Origin of the sequence: Streptomyces sp. NPDC101191, from assembly GCF_044767915.1 — a bacterium.
In the GTDB taxonomy this organism is placed as follows: domain Bacteria; phylum Actinomycetota; class Actinomycetes; order Streptomycetales; family Streptomycetaceae; genus Streptomyces.
The window spans coordinates 723,316-741,558 of sequence record NZ_JBIWOU010000002.1; the positions used below are offsets into that span (position 1 = coordinate 723,316).

General features: G+C 74.8%; 16 protein-coding genes. 10 read left to right on the forward strand and 6 right to left on the reverse strand.

Going from position 1 to position 18,243, the window contains the following annotated elements; genetic code table 11:
* Positions 1 to 4 precede the first annotated feature (4 nt).
* Positions 5 to 676: a hypothetical protein gene (locus ACIRQF_RS10290; RefSeq protein WP_404090642.1), complete on the forward strand. Its 672-nt coding sequence runs from the start codon at positions 5 to 7 to the stop codon at positions 674 to 676.
* The gene (locus ACIRQF_RS10295) at positions 673 to 1,674 is read left to right on the forward strand and encodes a serine/threonine-protein kinase (protein ID WP_382486802.1); all 1,002 of its coding nucleotides are present in this window, start codon (positions 673 to 675) and stop codon (positions 1,672 to 1,674) included. The genes ACIRQF_RS10290 and ACIRQF_RS10295 overlap by 4 nt, the downstream gene beginning before the upstream one ends.
* Here the strand turns inward: ACIRQF_RS10295 and ACIRQF_RS10300 are convergent.
* The gene (locus ACIRQF_RS10300; RefSeq protein ID WP_404090646.1) at positions 1,661 to 3,013 is read right to left on the reverse strand and encodes a streptophobe family protein; all 1,353 of its coding nucleotides are present in this window, start codon (positions 3,011 to 3,013) and stop codon (positions 1,661 to 1,663) included. The two genes, ACIRQF_RS10295 and ACIRQF_RS10300, sit on opposite strands and share 14 nt — an antisense overlap.
* A 93-nt stretch (positions 3,014 to 3,106) precedes the next feature.
* On the opposite strand from ACIRQF_RS10300, the gene ACIRQF_RS10305 reads away from it, so the two are divergent.
* The 3 genes from ACIRQF_RS10305 to ACIRQF_RS10315 all read left to right on the forward strand — a co-directional run bounded on the left by ACIRQF_RS10305 (position 3,107) and on the right by ACIRQF_RS10315 (position 7,080).
* The gene (locus ACIRQF_RS10305) at positions 3,107 to 4,519 is read left to right on the forward strand and encodes a DUF6777 domain-containing protein (RefSeq protein WP_404090649.1); all 1,413 of its coding nucleotides are present in this window, start codon (positions 3,107 to 3,109) and stop codon (positions 4,517 to 4,519) included.
* A gap of 454 nt (positions 4,520 to 4,973) precedes the next feature.
* Positions 4,974 to 6,455 (forward strand): PLP-dependent aminotransferase family protein, encoded by a 1,482-nt coding sequence (locus ACIRQF_RS10310; RefSeq protein ID WP_389759533.1) that lies wholly within the window; start codon positions 4,974 to 4,976, stop codon positions 6,453 to 6,455.
* 121 nt (positions 6,456 to 6,576) lie between these two features.
* Positions 6,577 to 7,080: an FBP domain-containing protein gene (locus tag ACIRQF_RS10315; RefSeq protein ID WP_382486794.1), complete on the forward strand. Its 504-nt coding sequence runs from the start codon at positions 6,577 to 6,579 to the stop codon at positions 7,078 to 7,080.
* A 136-nt stretch (positions 7,081 to 7,216) separates the two neighbouring features.
* Here the strand turns inward: ACIRQF_RS10315 and ACIRQF_RS10320 are convergent, their stop codons facing one another.
* The gene (locus tag ACIRQF_RS10320) at positions 7,217 to 7,504 is read right to left on the reverse strand and encodes a DUF3303 family protein (RefSeq protein ID WP_376636193.1); all 288 of its coding nucleotides are present in this window, start codon (positions 7,502 to 7,504) and stop codon (positions 7,217 to 7,219) included.
* Positions 7,505 to 7,674: 170 nt separating this feature from the next.
* The gene (locus ACIRQF_RS10325) at positions 7,675 to 8,880 is read right to left on the reverse strand and encodes an acyl-CoA dehydrogenase family protein (RefSeq protein ID WP_404090653.1); all 1,206 of its coding nucleotides are present in this window, start codon (positions 8,878 to 8,880) and stop codon (positions 7,675 to 7,677) included.
* Between the two features lie 148 nt (positions 8,881 to 9,028).
* Between ACIRQF_RS10325 and ACIRQF_RS10330 the strand changes: the two genes are divergently transcribed.
* From ACIRQF_RS10330 to ACIRQF_RS10345, 4 genes are all read left to right on the forward strand, one after another.
* Entirely contained in the window at positions 9,029 to 10,246 is a 1,218-nt protein-coding gene (locus tag ACIRQF_RS10330; RefSeq protein ID WP_404090656.1) for a CaiB/BaiF CoA transferase family protein, read from the forward strand.
* Positions 10,247 to 10,339: 93 nt separating this feature from the next.
* Positions 10,340 to 11,005 carry a GntR family transcriptional regulator gene (locus ACIRQF_RS10335; protein WP_382486787.1) on the forward strand — a complete coding sequence of 222 codons (666 nt, stop codon included), beginning with the start codon at positions 10,340 to 10,342 and terminating at the stop codon, positions 11,003 to 11,005.
* A gap of 356 nt (positions 11,006 to 11,361) precedes the next feature.
* The gene (locus ACIRQF_RS10340) at positions 11,362 to 13,071 is read left to right on the forward strand and encodes an FAD-dependent monooxygenase (RefSeq protein ID WP_404090659.1); all 1,710 of its coding nucleotides are present in this window, start codon (positions 11,362 to 11,364) and stop codon (positions 13,069 to 13,071) included.
* Between the two features lie 186 nt (positions 13,072 to 13,257).
* The gene (locus ACIRQF_RS10345) at positions 13,258 to 13,986 is read left to right on the forward strand and encodes a CBS domain-containing protein (RefSeq protein ID WP_404090662.1); all 729 of its coding nucleotides are present in this window, start codon (positions 13,258 to 13,260) and stop codon (positions 13,984 to 13,986) included.
* Positions 13,987 to 14,072: 86 nt separating this feature from the next.
* Here ACIRQF_RS10345 and ACIRQF_RS10350 read toward each other — a convergent pair whose 3' ends face one another.
* From ACIRQF_RS10350 to ACIRQF_RS10360, 3 genes are all read right to left on the reverse strand, one after another.
* On the reverse strand, positions 14,073 to 14,372 hold the full coding sequence (locus ACIRQF_RS10350) for a DUF1876 domain-containing protein (RefSeq protein ID WP_376636204.1): 300 nt from the start codon (positions 14,370 to 14,372) through the stop codon (positions 14,073 to 14,075).
* 449 nt (positions 14,373 to 14,821) lie between these two features.
* Positions 14,822 to 16,078 (reverse strand): GNAT family N-acetyltransferase, encoded by a 1,257-nt coding sequence (locus ACIRQF_RS10355; RefSeq protein WP_404090666.1) that lies wholly within the window; start codon positions 16,076 to 16,078, stop codon positions 14,822 to 14,824.
* Between the two features lie 144 nt (positions 16,079 to 16,222).
* Entirely contained in the window at positions 16,223 to 17,047 is an 825-nt protein-coding gene (locus ACIRQF_RS10360) for an alpha/beta fold hydrolase (protein ID WP_404090669.1), read from the reverse strand.
* Between the two features lie 104 nt (positions 17,048 to 17,151).
* Between ACIRQF_RS10360 and ACIRQF_RS10365 the strand changes: the two genes are divergently transcribed.
* Positions 17,152 to 18,108: a nucleoside hydrolase gene (locus tag ACIRQF_RS10365; RefSeq protein WP_404090672.1), complete on the forward strand. Its 957-nt coding sequence runs from the start codon at positions 17,152 to 17,154 to the stop codon at positions 18,106 to 18,108.
* Positions 18,109 to 18,243 lie beyond the last annotated feature (135 nt).

Consider the following 18,243-nt stretch of genomic DNA (forward strand, 5'->3'; position numbering starts at 1 on the left):
CTTGGTGTCCAGCGATTACGTGCCGGACTTCGCTCCGGACTTCCGGCCCACGCACGTCGTGCCGCGCGAGGGCCTGCCCGCGTGGGAGGCACCCGACCCCGCGCTGCCGACCGAGCCGCTGGACGCGTTCCTGCCGGTTCAGCTGCTCGAGCGGGTCGGCGACTGGGGGCAGGTGCTCTGCTCGAACGGCTGGTCCGCGTGGGTCGACGCACGCCTGCTGGTGACCGTACCGGCCGACCCGCCCGGTGCGGGGCGCGCGCTGGCGCGTACCGCCGACCCGCGCCCGCTGATCGCCCGCGCGGAGGACGCCCTGGGCCGCTACCGGCGAGCCGCCGAGGAGCTCTCGGCGGGACGGGCGGACGGCGAGACGTTCCGGCGGCGCACGCGGGGACTGCGGGTCGGGATGGTCGTCGACGGCGAGTCGGTGTGGCTGTACGACGCGGAGCACGAGCGGTGGGTCTACTGCGACGGGACCGGCCTGAGCACCTACGCCGCCTCGGCCCGCCCGTCGGCGGCCTCGGCCGTGCCCGCCGCCGGGGAACCGGTGCACGAGCCGACGCAGGTGGTGCCCCAGCTGCTCCGCGAGGAGGGGCCCGGGGCCACGCAGGTCGTGGACGGGCCGGTGGGGCCCCCGGGACGGGGCGGGCGCGGCGACGAGTCGGGTGAGGGCGCATGACCGAGGGCCCGGGCACCTCCGGCGCGCACTCCGGACTTCCCGCGGGCCGGGACTCGGGGCTCCTGGGCACGCGGATCGCCGGATACCTCGTCGAGGACGAGATCGGGCGGGGCGGCATGGCGGTGGTCTACCGGGCGCGTGACCTGCGGCTCGACCGGATCGTGGCGCTGAAGCTGCTCGCCCCCGAGCTGGCCCGCAACGACACCTTCCGCAAGCGCTTCGCGCACGAGTCGCGGGTCGCGGCGGCCATCGACCACCCGCACATCGTGCCGGTCTTCGAGGCGGGCGAGACGGAGGGCGTGCTGTACATCGCGATGCGCTTCGTGCCGGGCCAGGACCTGCGGGCGCTGCTGGACCGGGAGGGGGCCCTCGACCCGGTCACGGCGGGGCGGATCGCGGTGCAGGTGGCGTCGGCCCTGGACGCGGCGCACGCGCACGACCTGGTGCACCGGGACGTGAAGCCCGGCAACATCCTGGTGGCCGAGGGCACCGACCGGGACCATCCCGAGCACGTCTATCTGACCGACTTCGGCCTGACGAAGAAGTCCCTGTCGCTGACCGGTTTCACGACGGTGGGCCAGTTCGTGGGGACCCTCGACTACGTGGCGCCCGAGCAGATCTCCGGGAAGCCGGTGGACGGCCGCTGCGACGTCTACAGCCTGGCGTGCGTGGTCTTCGAGACGCTGGCCGGGGTGCCGCCGTTCCGCCGGGACGACGACATGGCCCTGCTGTGGGCGCACCAGTACGATCCGCCGCCCCCGCTGTCGGAGGAGCGGGCCGGCCTGCCGGAGGCGGCGGACGCGGTGTTCGCGCGGGCCCTGGCGAAGGCTCCGGAGGAGCGGTACGGGACCTGCCTGGAGTTCGTGGCGGAACTGCGGGCGGTCCTGGAGCGGGGCGCCCGGGTCGGGAGGCATCCGCGCGAGGAGACCGGCCGGTGGCCGGAGGGCCCGCCGCCGGAACCGCCGGCGTGGGCGCGGCCGGTGTTCAGGGAGCTTTGACGTCGGCGGGCGGGGTCTCGATCTCGCCGCGGCGACGGACGCGGGTGGCGAGGAGCCCGCCGAGGAAGCCGGCCACCAGGCCCCAGAGGAGGGCGAGTCCGACGGTCTGCCAGATGTGGGGCCGGAGCACGACCTCGGCGCCGAGCGCCTCCAGGTCGCCGATGCCGAGGACGGACAGGCCGAAGCGGGCCTCGACGAGGGTGAGCGGGGTGATCACCAGCATGGTGACGGCGAAGCCGGTCCCGAGGTGGAGGGCGTGCCGCCAGGGCCGGATCCGGGCGGGTGAGCGGACGGCCATGACGAAGGCGGCGCCGAGGACGAGCACGGCGGCGATGGGCAGCAGCCACCAGGCGCGCCCGTCGTAGGCGGCGAGCGAGGACAGGTCGACGGTCTTCAGTTCCTTGCCGTCGCCGCCGCGCAGCACCGCGTCGAGGATCTCCGGCATGGGCAGCCCGAACGGGCCGTCGACCCGGCCGTCGTAGGAGCCGCCGATGCCGACGACGAGGGCGAGCCAGCTCACGTTGGGCAGCCCGAGCAGCAGGACGGCGAAGGTCTCGGCCGCGTGCCCCTTGACGGCGGCGACGACCAGTCCGATGACGAGGCCGACGGCCACGTACGCGAGGACCAGGAGCAGCAGCGCGGAGGCGGCGGGGCGGACCGCCTGGTGGTGGCGGACCAGGCGGGCGGGCAGCGGGGCGCGGCGGGAGACGAGCAGGGCCACGACGAGGACGCCGAGGATCCACAGCAGCCCGTAGAAGAGCGTGGGGCCGACGTCGGTGGTGAAGCCGACGCTGGGGTTCGTGGCGTCGAGGAGGTCCTTGAAGAGGTCGCCCAGGTCGCCGGTCTCCTCGGTGGTGCCGCCGCCGAGGCTGATGGGGAAGTCGTGGCGGGCGAGCGCGCTGAGTCCGCCGAGCGCGGCCATCCAGAGCACGACCGTGGGTACGGCGAGCGCGAGGAGGTCGCGGACCCGGGCGACGGCATGGTGGCGCAGTGGGCGCAGGAAGAGGCTTCCGGTGACGAGCGCGCCCACCAGGGTGACGCTGAGGGGCATGGCGGTCACGTCGGCCTGGGTGCCCGCGAGGGCTCCGGCGTCGCCGGAGAGTCCGACCTGCCCGCCGGTGGCCATGACGACGACCGCGGCGAGGACGGCGACGAAGGCGCCGGATCCGCCCGGCAGGTCGGCCGCGCCCGCGGCCCACAGGCCGAGGGCGGCGGTGACGCCCATCGCGAGGTAGCCGGCGACGACGGCGACGAGACCGGCCGCGACGCCGCGGGCGAGGTGCCCGGTGGCGTCGGTGGGCGCGGTCCGGCCGGGTGGGGTGGGGAGCCGAGTGCTCACCCTGCCCACGCTAGTACCGGCGGGTGCTGTCCGCTTGCGGACGGCACCCGTTCCGCGCACACAATGGGCGCGGAACGGAAGAAAGGGAAAAACGTGACTTCCCACCCGCCGTCCGATCGGCCCTCGGTACCTCCCACCGGCCCGCCCTCGGGTCCCCTCTCGGGTCCCAACACGCGCCCGGGCCAGGCCGCGCCCCCACCGCCCTCCGGCCCTCCGCACGACAGTTCGGGCGGGGGCGGCCGTGGTGGCGGCAGTGGCGGTGGCGGGAGCGGAGGCTCCGGCGGCCGTTCGGGTGGCGGCGCGACCGGCGGCGGTGGCGGTCAGGGCCCGTGGTGGCGTTCCGTCCCCAAGGTGGCCTCCCTGACCGCGGTCCTGGTGGCGGCCGTCGCACTCGTCGTCGTGCTCACCCAGCGGGACAGCGGCGACGGTTCGAACCAGGCCGGCTCCGGAGGCGGTGAGGTGTTCCTGCAGAACGCCTCCGCGAGCGGCCCCGCCCCCTTCACCCGCTCGACTGCGCGGACGAGCGGCGCGGGCGTCTCGCCCCCGGCACTGCCCAGTGCGACCGGCACGGACGCGAACGCCACGCGCAGCGTGTCGGGTTCGGCACCCGGCCTGTACGGCGGCACGCACCGCGTCGCGAGCTGCGACGTCGAGGCCCAGGTCCGCTTCCTCGCCGAAGAGCCCGCCAAGAACGCGGCCTTCGCCTCGGTGATCGGCATCAGGTCCGCCGAAGTGCCGGGCTACCTGCGCTCCCTGACGCCGGTCCAGCTCCGGGTGGACACGCGGGTGACCAACCACGGCTTCCGGGGCGGCTCCCCCGCCCCGTTCCAGTCGGTCCTCCAGGCCGGCACGGCGGTCCTGGTCGACGACCACGGGGTGCCACGGGTGCGCTGCGCCTGCGGCAACCCGCTGACCCCGCCGGTCGCCCAGAAGGCACCGAAGCAGGTCGGCGCCGCGTGGCCGGGCTACCGGAGCAGCAACGTCGTGGTCGTGAAGCCGTCCGTCACGGTGATCAACGTCTTCGTGATCTACGACGTGCACAGCGACACCTGGATCGCCCGCCCGTCGGGCGACACGGGCCGCCACGACAAGCACACGACGCCTCCGCCGCAGCCCTCGAAGTCCCCTTCGACGTCGCCTTCCTCGTCCTCGTCGTCCCCGTCCACGTCGCCGTCGTCACCGGTGCCGTGCGTCACGGTCACGGGTACGCAGACCCCGACGCCCAGCAACGGCGTGACGCCCTCGCCGTGCCCCCTGCCGGTCACCTCCACGACCACGCCGCCGCCCTCGACGTCGAGTTCCCCCGTGACCCCGTCCTCGTCGGCGCCGTCCACCGTGTCCTCGGGCCCGGAGTCGCCGGCCACGGACCAGACCACGGTGACGGAGTCCGCGAGCGAGTCGGCCGACCAGCCGGCGAACCAGTCCGCCGGCTCGACGTCGTCGCACCCCGGCCTCGTCGGATCACCGCCCGCTCCGGGCGCGTCCGGAGCTCAGCCGGCGGCCTGAGCTCCCCGCCAGGGCACGCCCGGCAGGCACCCGCCCCCGAGATCCACCGCCGCCGCCGTACTCCCCCGTCCGGGTACGGAGGCGGCGGCATGGCGGGGCGGGCGCGGGGTCGGGCTCGGGATCCGATGCCCGGCGTCCCGGGTCCGGACCACGGGAGTCGGGGTCCGGCGCCCGGCGTCCTGGAGCCGATGCCCCGGAGCGGGCATCGGGTCGCGCGGCGCCCGGATCCGACAGCGCAACGCCCGGATCCCCGCCCGCAGGACCCGCAGCCGGCGCCCGAGGTCCCACGGCGGCGCGATCCGCTCCTCCGCGCGCCGCTGCCACGCTCGTTCCTCGCGATCGGTGACGTCACCTGGCATGCTCCCCGCTCCTCTCCCCTGGGCCTTCCAGGCCACTGACGGGGAGTCTGTAGGCTTATTGGCCCGGACAGCAGAGCCAATGAGGAGTGATTGGCATGGCAGAGGGTCGAGGGGTCCGTACCGTGGTCGCCGTGTCGGACCGCACGGTGAGCGGCCGCCAGCTGGCGGCCCTGCTCACCCCGCCGGAGCAGGGTCGCTTCGGCTATCGCGAGCTGGCCCGGGCGGTACGGGAGACGCTGCTCGACGGGCGGGTCGCGCTGCGGATGCGGCTGCCCGCCGAACGCGAGCTGGCCGGGGCGCTCGGAGTGAGCCGGACGACGGTCACCGCCGCGTACGACCTGCTGCGGGAGAGCGGATACGCGCACAGCCGGCAGGGCGCCGGGACCTGGACCACGCTGCCCGAAGGGCAGACACCGATCGGTCCCGCCGCGATCCACGGGGACGGCGAGTCCGTGATCGACCTGGCGCTCGCCGCACCCGAGGCGCCCGCGGGGGTGCTCGCCGAGGCGCTCGCGACCGCGTCCGCCGAGCTGCCCCGGTACGCGGCGTCGCAGGGCTACCACCCGTACGGGCTGCCCGAGCTGCGTGCGGCCGTCGCCGACCGGTACACCGCGCGCGGCCTGCCCACCCGGCCCGAGCAGATCCTCGTCACCACGGGCGCCCAGCAGGCACTCGCCCTCGCCCTCGCCCTGCTCGGCGGGCCCGGCGACCGGGTGCTGGCCGAGAACCCCTCGTACACCAACGCCCTGGACGCCATGCGCGGACACCGGATGCGCATCACGCCCGTCCCGGTGACCGAGGCCGGCTGGGACAGCGGGCTGATCGACGCGGCGCTGCGCCAGACCGCGCCGCGGCTCGCGTACCTGATCCCCGACTTCCACAATCCGACCGGCCGGCTCATGCCGGACGAGCAGCGCCGGGAGATCGCCCGGGCGGCGCGGGCCACCGGGACCTGGCTGCTGGTGGACGAGACGCTCTCCGACATCGCCCTGGACGTGCCGGCGCCCCGGCCCTTCGCGGCCTCGGCCGGTCCCGGCGCCGGTGAGCAGATCATCAGCGTCGGCTCGCTCAGCAAGAGCTGCTGGGGCGGGCTGCGGGTCGGCTGGGCACGGGCCTCGTCGCGGGTGGTGACGGAGCTGGCGCGGGTGCGGATCACCCACGACCTCGCGGGCTCGGTCCTCGACCAGCTGCTGGCCGTCGCCCTGATGGACCGGATCGACCCGCTGCTGCCGGGCCGGGCGGCGGAGCTGCGGCGGCGCCGGGAGGCCCTGGTGGCGGCGCTCGCCCGGCACGTGCCGGAGTGGCACTGGACGCTGCCGCCGGGCGGGCTGTGCCTCTGGATCGACCTCGGCCGGCCCATCGCCTCGCAGCTCGCGGCGCGCGCCCTGCGGCACGGCGTGCGGGTCGAGGGCGGGGCCCGGTTCGGGGTGGACCCGGGCACCCATGAGCACCGGCTGCGGATCCCCTTCGCGCTGCCCGGCGAGGTGTACGGGCCGGCGGCCGAACGGCTCGCGGCGGCCCTGGAGGGCGCGCCGGCCCGGATCGCGGACCCCGGTCTGCCGGACTGGGTGGCCTGAGCGCCGCCGCGCCGCCGGGCGCCCGCCGGGCCCGGGCCCCCGCCCGGGTACCGACAGCCCCGCCCCGCCCGCACCGATAATCGGATGCCCGGGGCAACGGCCCTTGTGTACGGTCGATCGGGTGGAACCACTGACCGACAAAGAGATCCGCTCGTCCTTCGTGAACTGCACGAAGGGTGAGGCGGCCCGGATGAAGCTCCCGCTCGACTTCGCCGAACTGCCCTGGGAGGACCTGGACTTCCTCGGCTGGGTCGATCCGGGCGCGCCGCTGCGCGCCCATCTCGTCGTGCCGCGCCCCGGGGGCCCGGTCGGCATCACGCTGCGCGTGCCCGCCGTCGGCCGCACGAGCGCGATGAAGTCCAGCATGTGCCAGCTCTGTCTGACCGCGCACGCCTCCTCGGGCGTGACCCTGCTGGTCGCGCCCCTGGCGGGCGCGCGCGGACGCGAGGGCAACACGGTGGGGACGTACATCTGCGCCGACCTCGCCTGCCCGCTCTACGCACGGGGCAAGCTGCAGCCGAAGCTGCGCGGCCGCCGCCACGAGGAGTCCCTGACCGTGGACGAGCAGGTCGACCGGATGATGGGCAACCTGGACGCCTTCGTGAACCGGGTGACGGCCGGCTGACGACGGCGGAAGGTGCCGGCGCTCACGCGGGTGCCGCGGCCGAGCCGGCCGTGGGAGCACCGCACGGGGTCCCGCGGACCGCGGCCCGGCGGTGAGGGCCTTCCGCCGGGGCCCTCACCGCATCGGCGGGAGCCGGTCAGCGCCCGAGCGCCGCGAGGCCCTTGCGCAGGTCCTCGCGGTCCATGACCGGTGTGTAGTCGATCTTCGCGTGGAGCTGCATGAAGAACGGCTCCGAGATCTTCGGCATCAGCGAGGCGTCGTCCATGTCGAAGAACACGTACGCCGTCCGACAGCCGTCGCCGACCGTGAAGTAGGCGGCTTCGGGCCGGAGCTCCGCCAGGGCGTTCTCGACCGTCTTCTCCAGGGTCCCCTGCTGGATGGCCTCGTTCGAAGCGGCGGTCTCCATCTGGATTCTCAGCATCATGCGCATGATGGGGCCTTTCCCGGCCGGGCAGGCACGCCGTTCGATGCGCCCTCGGTGCCCGGACGCGCTCCCCTCCAGCGTCCTCCCTGCCCCGCTCCCGCTCCACTCGGCGTGCCGCCGCCGCACGGCGGGGGCGGCACGCCATCGAGTCGCCGACGATCGGTCGGCGGTCAGCGGAAGGCCTGCTCGCCGGTGAGGGCCTTGCCGATGACCAGGGAGTGCACCTCGCTGGTGCCCTCGTAGGTGAGGACCGACTCCAGGTTGTTGGCGTGGCGCAGCACCGGGTACTCCAGGGTGATGCCGTTGGCGCCGAGGATCGTGCGGCACTCGCGGGCGATGGCGATGGCCTCGCGCACGTTGTTCAGCTTGCCGACGCTGATCTGCTCGGGGGTCAGCGTGCCCGCGTCCTTGAGGCGCCCGAGGTGAAGGGCGAGCAGCATGCCCTTGCCGAGCTCCACGGACATGTCGGCGAGCTTCTGCTGGGTCAGCTGGTAGGACGAGAGGGGCCGGGCGAAGACCGTGCGGTCGCCGGCGTAGGAGATGGCCGCCTCCAGGCAGTCGCGGGCGGCGCCGAGGGCGCCGAAGACGATGCCGAAGCGGGCCTCGTTGAGGCAGCCGAGCGGGCCGGACAGGCCGCGGGCCCCGGGGAGCATCGCGTCGGCGGGCAGGCGCACGTCCTCCAGGACGAGTTCGCTGGTGACGCTGGCGCGCAGGGACAGCTTCCGCTTGATCTCGGGGGCGCTGAAGCCGGGGGTGTCGGTGGGCACGACGAAACCACGGACGCCGTCCTCGGTGCGGGCCCAGACGACGGCGACGTCGGCGACGGATCCGTTGGTGATCCACATCTTGGTGCCGTTGAGCACCCAGTCGGCGCCGTCCCGCTTGGCGTTGGTCCGCATGGCGCCCGGGTCGGAGCCGGCGTCGGGCTCGGTGAGGCCGAAGCAGCCGATGTACTCGCCGGCCGCCATCCCCGGCAGCCAGCGCTGCTTCTGCTCCTCGGAGCCGAACTTCCGGATCGCGTACATGGCGAGCGAGCCCTGGACGGAGACGAGCGAGCGCAGGCCGGAGTCGACGGCCTCCAGCTCCATGCACGCGAGGCCGTACGCGACGGAGCCGGTGCCCGCGCAGCCGTAGCCCTCCAGGTGCATGCCGAGGACGCCGAGGCCGCCGAGGGTGCGGGCGAGTTCACGGGCCGGGATCTCCCCGGTCTCGAACCATTCGGCGACGTGCGGGCGCAGTTCGCGGTCGGCGAGCGCCCGTACGGTGCGGCGGATCTCCCGCTCCTCGTCGGTGAGCAGTCCGTCGACCGCGAGCAGGTCGAGCGGGTGGACGGGCGCGGACTGCGGCGAACGCGACGGCTGCGGCGACGACTTCACGGACGGCCTCCTGGCGACTGTGGCAACTCGGCGAGCCGAAGCGTAGCCCCAGATTGGATATTGGATCCAGTATTGAATATCCGATCTCGGGTGCGTACGGTCCGCTGGGATCCGGTCGCCGACGCAGCGCCGACGCAAGGAGAGCCGCATGCACACGGAACAGTCCGAGGTCCGGCCCGGGGCGGCCACGGCCGGCGCCCTGTCCGGGATCGTGGTCGCCGACTTCGGCCGGGTGCTGGCCGGCCCGTACATGACGATGCTCCTGGCGGACCTCGGCGCCGAGGTCGTGAAGATCGAACGCCCCGGCTCGGGGGACGACACCCGCGCCTGGGGCCCGCCGTTCGCCGACGGCCAGGCCACCTACTTCCTCGGGGTGAACCGCAACAAGCGTTCCGTGGCGCTCGACCTGACCGATCCGGCCGACCTGGCGACGGCCCGGGCGCTCGTGGACCGCGCCGACGTGCTCGTCGAGAACTTCCGCCCCGGCACCATGGACAAGCTCGGCCTCGGCTACGAACAGGTCCGGACGGCCAATCCCGGCCTGGTCTACTGCTCCGTCACCGGCTTCGGCTCCGCCGAGGGCGCCGCACTGCCCGGCTACGACCTGCTGGTGCAGGCCATGGGCGGGCTGATGAGCGTCACCGGCGAACCCGGCGGCCCCGGCACCAAGGCGGGCGTCGCGCTCGTCGACGTGATCACCGGTCTGCACGCCGGCATGGGCGTGCTCGCCGCCCTCCGCCACCGCGAGCGCACCGGCGAGGGCCAGCGGCTGGAGGTGTCCCTGCTGGGCTCCCTGCTCTCGGCGCTCACCAACCAGGCCGCGGCCCATCTCGCCGCGGGCGTCGTTCCGCGCGCCCTGGGCAACCGGCACCCCAGCATCACCCCGTACGAGGTCTTCGAGGCGAGCGACCGCCCACTCGTCCTGGCCGTCGGCAACGACCGCCAGTTCCGGACCCTGTGCGCCCGGATCGGCAGCCCGGGGCTCGCCGACGACCCGCGCTTCGCCACCAACGCGGCCCGGGTCGCGCACCGCGAGGAGCTGGCGGCGGCGCTGTCCGGGCCGCTCGCGCGGCGCACCGCCGACGCCTGGTTCGAGGAGCTGACGGCCGCAGGGGTGCCCTGCGGCCCGATCAACGACCTCGCCGGCGCCTTCGCGCTCGCCGACCGGCTCGGCCTGCGGCCGCGAGTCCCCCACGAGGCGGCGGGGCCCGGTCAGGTCGCCCATCCGATCGCCTTCGACGCCACCCCCGCCGTCTACCGCTCCGCTCCTCCGCGCCTCGGCGAGCACACCGCCGAGGTCCTGGCCGAACTCGGGCGTCACGCAGGCCGTGGCGAGCACCGGCGGGGCGGGGGCACCGGCACCTGAGCAGCCCGGCCCGCGGTCGTCCACAGGCCCGGACGGCCTGTCGGCGACCCGTAGGAAGATGAACGCCACGCATTCGAGGGAAAGGGCACAGCGATGAGCAGCGCCGTGGAGAGGAGGCGGCCGCCGACCGCCCAGCAGTTCGTCCTGGAGGAGCTGCGACGCGCCATCACGACCGGCGAGTTGCGGCCCGGCGGCCCGATCCGGCAGGACACCCTCGCGGCGCGGCTCGACGTGAGCCGGGTCCCGCTGCGCGAGGCGCTGAAGACGCTGGAGGCCGAGGGCCTGGTGGTGCACCACGTCCACCGGGGCTATTTCGTCGCCGAGTTGTCCCTCGACGACCTCGAGGAGATCTACCGGATCCGCCGACTCCTGGAGACGGAGGCGGTCCGCGCGGCCCTCGGGCGCATGCCGGACGACCTGATCGGGTCGCTGGAGCAGATCCAGGAGGAGGTGGAGCGGGCCTCTCTCTCAGGAGACGTGACCGCGACGGCGGAGGCCAACCGGCGCTTCCACTTCACCCTGATCGAGGCCTGCGGGATGCCGCGCCTGGTGCGCCTGATCGCCACCCTGTGGGACGCCACCGACGCGTACCGCTCGCTCTATTACACGGACACCACGCACCGGGAACTCGCGGTCCACGAGCACCGGGCGGTCATCGCGGCCCTCGGCGAGGCCGACGAGGCCGCGGCGGTCCGCCGGCTCGACGAGCACCGGGACCACGCCGTCGCCGCGCTGCGCGAGGTGCTCGACCTGAGGTGACCCCCGGTCCCGGCGGATCGCGGGCGGCCCGCCCAGGGCCGCGGGCGCACCGGCGGGAGCGAGGGCGTACCGCCGGGAGCACGGGCGTGGCGCCGGGGGCGCGGGTCCACCGCCGGGAGCACGGGCGTGGCGCCGGGGGCGCGGGCGTGGCGCCGGGGGCACGGGTCCACCGCCGGAGGCGCGGGTGGGCGTGGTCGCGGGTGCGGGTCCGCGCGGTCGCGGGTGCGGGTCCGCGCGGTCGCGGGTGCGGGTCCGCGCGGTCGCGGGTGCGGGTCCGCGCGGTCGCGGGTGCGGGTGCGGGGTCGGGGCGGTCGGCCGACCATGGTGAAGACGTTCCCTTCCGGAAGGCGCCGACGATGTGCAGCAGCCGTGACACCCTTCGTGGCAGCCCCTCCTCCGTCCTTGACGTCCTGGTCGTCGGCGCGGGGCCCGTCGGGCTCACCGCCGCGGCCGAGCTGCGCCGGCACGGCACCGCGGTGCGGATCGTCGACCGGCTGCCGGAGCGACTGCCGTACGCCAAGGCGGTCGGCATCCAGCCGCGCACCCTGGAGGTCTGGGACCGGATGGGCTGTGTGCGGGCGGCGCTGGAGGCCGCCGTGCCGATGCGCGGGCAGCTGCTCTACCGCGACGGCAGGGAAGAGGCACGGATCGAGCTGGCACTGCCTGACGACGTGCCGTACCGCTTCGCCGCGCTGCCGCAGTACGAGACGGAGCGGATCCTGGAGGAGTTGCTCGCCCGCCTCGGGTCCCGGATCGAACGCCGCACGGAGCTGGTCGGGTTCGAGCAGGACGAGGACGGGGTGACCGCCCGGCTCGTCCGCACCGGCGACGGCGGGCAGCCGGCCGAGGAGGAGGTCCGCTGCCGCTATCTGGTGGGCTGCGACGGCGCGCACAGCGCCGTGCGCAAGGGACTCGGGCTCTCCTTCGAGGGCGGGGCGTTCCCCGAGGAGTACATGCTGGGCGACGTGGAGGTGGACTGGGACCTGCCGGCCGGGTACGGCGTACGGTCCACGCGCCACGGCCCGGACGGCGCACCGGACGACATCCTCGTGTGCATCCCGCTGCCGGGCCGCGGCCGGTACCGCGTGTCGATGCGGGTGCCGCCCGAACTGTCCGCCGCGCAACGGGTCGAGAGCGCCGCCGATGGCGTGGCGCACGGCCTGGAGACCGGCCGGGGGCCGCAACTCGCGGACATCCAGGCGGTGCTGGACCGGCTCTCCCCACAGCCCGTCACGGCCTCCGCGCTGCGCTGGTCCTCGGTGTTCCGGATCAGCCATCGACTTGTCGACCGGTACGGGGAGGGGCGGGTGTTCGTCGCCGGGGACGCGGCGCACATCCATCCGCCGACCGGCGCCCAGGGCATGAACACCGGTATCCAGGACGCCTACAACCTGGCCTGGAAGCTGTCCCTCGCCGTCGCGGGCGCGGCGAGCCCGGAGCTGCTCGCCAGTTACGACGCGGAGCGCCGCCCCGTGGGCGAGGAGGTCGTCGGCCGGACCGTGCGGCACGCGACGGCCGGCGGCGTGCAGACCGACCCCGAGGAGCCGGTCACCCTGATGCTGCGCGAGGCCCAACTGCTCGTCGGCTACCGCGGCAGTCCCGCCGTGGGTCCGCCCGATCCCTCCCTCGGCGGCGCCGGGCCGCAGCCTGGCGACCGGGCGCCCGACTGCGGGGGCCTCGCCGACGCCCTGACCTCCTATCCGCTGCGCCTGTACGACCTGTTGCGGGACCGCGGACACGTGCTGCTGCTGTACGGGGACGGATCCGTGGACGGTGCCGCGGCCGACGGCCTCGCCGAACTCGCGCGGCAGGCCGCCGAGTCCACCGGAGGCGCGGTGACGACCTGTCTCCTGCTCCCGGGCGACGGGGAGAGCGTGCCGTCCGCCGCCGCCGCGCCTCCCCCGGCGCCCGTGTACCGCGACGCCCGCGGGGAGTTCGCCCTGCGGTACGCCGTGCAGGAGCCGACGGCCTTCCTCGTACGGCCGGACGGCTATCTCGGCGCACGGCTGCGGCCGCCCGGTACGGCGGCACTCGACGCCTACCTGGCGGGCGTGTTCCGTGCCTGAGGTCCCCCCGGGGCCATGGCCCCCGACCCGTCGGACGACGCCCCGGACGCCCGGCCGACGGGGCGCGCGGGACCGGCCACGACGACGCGCCGCGCGGTCACGGGAACCCGGTCACGGACTCCCGTCCTTCGCCCGACATCCATGAGGGATCATGGACAAAGGAGCCGAGAAGGGACGGGACGAACGATGAGGCACCGCAGTGTCGCCGATCTGATGACACCGACCGCGGTCGCGGTGCAGCCGGGCACTCCCTTCAAGGAGATCGCCCGGCTGCTCGACGAGTACGGCATCACCGCCGTGCCCGTGGTCGACGAGGCGAACCGGCCGGTGGGAGTGGTCTCGGAGGCGGACCTGCTCAGACGTCACACCGCCAAGGACGGCCCCAGCACCGCCGAGGCCATGATGTCCAGCCCGGTGGTCGTCGCCCGCCCGTCCTGGACGGCGGTGGAGGCGGCGCGGCTCATGGAGCGGCACCGGGTGAAGCGGCTGCCGGTGGTGGACGCGGACGGAACGCTGATCGGCGTGCTGAGCCGCAGCGATCTGCTCCAGCTCTTCCTGCGGCGCGACCGCGCGATCCAGGAGGAGATCCTCGAGGACGTCGTCACGCGCATCCTCGGTCTCTCCCCCGCGTCCCTGCACATCGACGTGGCCGAGGGCAGGGTGACGCTCAGCGGCACCCTGCCGCGCCGGAGCATCGCACCGATCTTCCTCCGGCTCTGCGAGGACGTGGACGGGGTGGTGGAGGTGGTCGACCGGCTCTCCTACGAGGACGAGACGGCGGCCGCGGCGGGGGCGAAGGCGCCCGGGGCGGGGCCGAAGGTGGCCGGGGCGGGGGCGAACGAGGCGAGGGGCGCGCGGGAGGGGACGCCGGGGCACGGGAACCAGACGGCACACGGGGACCAGGCGGCACTCTGAGAAGGCGCGGACCCGGCTCCCCGGGGCCTACGGCCCCGGCCCGCCGGCGCGCGTGCGCCGGCGGGCCGGGTACCGGTCGGCGGTCGTCACTCGACCGCCTCCGGCCAGCCGTATCCGGGGCCGGTGCGCCGCGGCACGGTGCCGGCGCCGACGGCCTCCATCTCCCGGTTGGCCTCCCTCATCAGCTGTCCGGCCAGATCCTTCATGGCCCGGCCGACGGCGAGGTCGTCCCCGATCGCGGGTACGTCCACGTCCGTCGGGTTGCAGCGGGCGGAGCCGTGACCGATGAGCCTCGACGTGCCCGTGTCCAGGTGCGCCTCGGCCTTCGTCCTGCCGCCCTCCTCGACCAGGTCCACGCCGACCTTCCACTCCAGGTGCCGTGTCATGGTCTGCCTCCTCGTGCCCGCGGCCACGCGGAAACGCCGCGCGGCCCTTCTCCTTTCAGCATCCCGCTACGCGCCCCTCGGCGCCACGGATGCCACCGGGGCGGCGGGGCACTCATGCTCCGAGGTCGCCCGCTCCGCGGACGTCGACCGGAACCCGTGGGTCCGCGGGGTCCGGGACCTCCGCGGGGGCGGGGGTGTCCGGACTGCGAGCTTCCCTTCGCTTCGCTCGGGAAGGTCGCCGCCACGTCCGGACACCCCCGCCCCCGCTCCGGCCCCGGACCCCTTCCCGCCGTCGTCGGCGTCAGCCGTCGGGCGCGAGGTCATCGGCCCGACGGGGCCCGCGTCAGGCCTCCGGTCCCGGGAGGAGGGCTTCGAGCGGGGGCACCCGCGGCGGGCCATGTCGGGGACTAGGACGACTGGGGCCGACGGGGCTGACGGGGCTGACGGGATCAGAACCAGTGCAGGCAGTGCGGGATGCGGTCGGCGCGGAAGAGGAGGTCCGCGAGGGCGGCCGCGCCCGGGCGATGGGCGCGGACGTGTCCGGCACGCACGAGGGTGCTGGGGGTGGTGCCGCCGAGGTAGACCGATCCGAGGTCGCTCACGTCCAGGGACAGGTCGGGCTCGCGGTCGGTCGGCGCGCAGTCGGCCTTGCCGTCGCGGACCGTGAGCAGATAGCGGCCGCGCTCGCCGAGGAACGGGTCGTCCACGTCGAGCACGAGCTCCCCGTCCGCGAACCAGCCACGCGCGGTGAGTGCCCGTGGGACGTCCAGGAGGCGCACCCAGAGCCAGTCGGTGTGGTGGCCCACCTGTCCGGCACGGAAGTCCGCGAGCTGCCAGCGCAGCGGGTGCTCGGGCGGGACGTGCTTGAACACGACCTGACCGACCAGGTCGTGGCCGAGGACGAACCGGGCCAGGGCGGTGATGACCGCGTCGTCGCGGGCGATGATCTCGTCCACCGTCAGGGTGTCGGGCTCTCCGAGCGAGTAGCTCGCGTACCCGTCCGGGACGCCGTGCGCGTCGCGGTGGACGGCGACGTAGCGCGGTGCCGGGGAGATCGGGGGCTGCCCGGCGCCCGAGGCCCACCAGGCGTGCGGCCGGGACAGTGCGCCGGGCTGGGCGCGGCGGTAGCGGTCGTAGACCTCTTCCAGGATCTCGCCGCATTCGGCGCGCCGGAGCAGTTCGACCGTGCCGGCCTTCGCGTCGTCCGCATCCGCGCCCGGGCCGCCGGACGGCCCGTCGGCCGCTCGGCGCACCCTGGGCAGCGCGAGGGCGGCCTGGTGACGCGGGACCGTCAGCCGGCCGGTGTACGTCGCCGGGCCGTAGCCGAACCTGCGGTAGATCAAGGCCTCGGAGGCCAGCAGCACGGAGAGGAACTCCCCTCGCTCGCGCAGCTCGACGAGCTGATGCCGCATCATCGCGGACAGCACGCCCCGGCGTCGGTGCGAGGGCAGCACGCCGACGGCGGTGACCCCGGCGGCCGGGGCGAGGATCTCGCCGGGCAGGGTGAGTTCGAAGGAGTAGGCGCCGGCTGTGCCTACGGACCGCCCGTCGTCCGTCGTGGCGAGCAGGTTGCGGTCCATTTCGAGCGCGGCCCACCAGACACCTCCCCCTGCCTCGTCCGGGGTCTCCGGGAAACGTCCGAAGGCGGCGTGGAGCGTGTCGACGAAGGCGTCGTGGTCCTGGTCGGTCGTGGAACGGATCCGCATGACTGGCTCTGCCTCCCCAAGCTCGCCGGGCGCCGCGCCCCGTGGCGCCCGGCCCCAGTGGAGCGGTGCCCCGTACCCGGGGTCAACCGAATTGCGCCGCGTGCCGGCGTTCCCGCCCGCACCCCGCCGCGTGGTGGCAGCGCGTCAGGTCCCCCCGGGCCCCTGCAGACCCCGTACGAAGTCGGCGATGTCGGGCGCCACCCGCTCCGGGCGCTCCCAGTACGGCACGTGGCCGACCCCCTCGTAGACGATCAGCCGGGAGCCGGGGACGGCGTCGAGGATCACCTGCTGCTCCTCCCGCGTCAGCAAGGGGTCCTGGTCCCCCCAGACCACCAGCGTGGGCACGAGGATCCCGGCCAGGGTGGCCCTCAGATCGGTCTCCAGCAGGCCGCGCAGCGTCTCCCGCCACACATGGGCCGGAGCCTTCAGGCTCTCGTCGACCACGGTCTCCAGGAAGCCGCGTCCGACGGGCTCCGCCGTCATGCCCGCACTGAAGTTCTCGGCGAAGGCACGGTCCACCGGGTCCTGCAGGCCGCGGACGGTCTCCCACAGCTCCGTGACGGCCGGCTTGCCGGCGAGTTCGGCCGGCACCCCGAGGAGCACGAGCCCCACCACCCGGTCGGGGTAGCGCCCGGCCACGATCCGCGCCTGGATCCCGCCGCTGGAGCCGCCGACGAGCACGGCGCGGCCGATCCCCACGGCGTCCATGAAGGCCACGAGATCGAGGGCGAGGTCCTCGGGGAGATAGCCGTCGGGCGGCTTGTCGGCCTCGCCGTGGCCGCGCTGGGTGGGGGCGTACACGTGCAGCGACGGCGGGAGGCCACGCAGCAGCGGTTCGAAGGTCCACCACGAGTCGGCGTAGCCGTGGACGAGGACGACCTTCGCGCCGTCGGGGCTGCCCGTCTCGGCGTACGGGAGCACGAGCCCGTCCCGCAGCTCCGCTCGGTGTACGGCGATGCCGGACGCCATGGCGCCCCTCCTCGTCTCCGCCCCTGGCCTCTTCGCCCTCGCCTCCCAGCGTAAGGAGGGACGGTGGCCTGCGCGCGACGGTCGGAATGTGGCACGGTGGGGCCATGCCGGTTCCCGTGATCCTCGACTGCGATCCCGGTCACGACGACGCCTTCAACATCCTGCTGGCCGCCGCGCACCCCGCGATCGAGCTGCTCGCGATCACGACCGTCGCGGGGAACCAGACGGTCGGGAAGACCACGCTCAACGCCCGCCGGGTCTGTTCCGCGGCCGGCATCCGGGGGGTGCCGGTCGCGGCGGGCCGCGACCGGCCCCTGCACGGACCCCGCCGGGTCGCCGAGGACATCCACGGCGGCTCGGGCCTGGACGGTCCCCGCTTCGGACAGGAGGAACCGGACGTCCCGCTGGACCCGCGCGGCGCGCTCACCCTGCTGAGGGACATCCTGCTCACGCATCCCACGCCGGTGACGCTCGTGCCGACCGGCCCGCTCACCAACGTCGCGGCCTTCCTGCTCGCGTACCCCGAGCTCGCCGGGCGGATCGAGCGGATCGTGCTCATGGGCGGCTCGACCGGACGCGGCAACACGACTCCCGCGGCGGAGTTCAACATCCTGTGCGACCCGGAGGCGGCGGACATCGTCTTCCGCAGCGGACGGCCGGTCACGATGTTCGGCCTCAACGCCACCCATCAGGTGCGGGCCACCCCCGAGGTCGTCGCCCGGATCGCCGCGCTCGGCACCCCGCTCAGCGCGCTCTGCGTCGACCTGCTGACCTACTTCGCGTCCACCTACCGCGAGGTGTTCGGTTTCGACGCGCCCCCGCTGCACGACCCGCTCACCGTCGCGCACCTGATCGACCCGTCCCTGACGGAGCTGGTGCGGGCGGCGGTGACGGTGGAGCTGGCGGGCACCTACACGCGCGGCGCGACGATCGTGGACCTCCACGGTGTCACGGGCCGGCCCGCCGACACCGAGGTCGCGGTGCACGTCGACGCCGAGGGGTTCTGGCGGCTGATCGTGGAGGCCGTGCGGGTGCTCGGCGACGGCGCCGGAGCACTCTGAACCGGCGCCGCGAGGGGCGTTTCCCGCCGCCGGACCGCCCGGCGCCGCGAGGGGCGTTTCCCGCCGCCGGACCGCCCGGCGCCGCGAGGGGCGTTTCCCGCCGCCGGGCCGCCTCCCACTCGGTGGGAGGCGGCC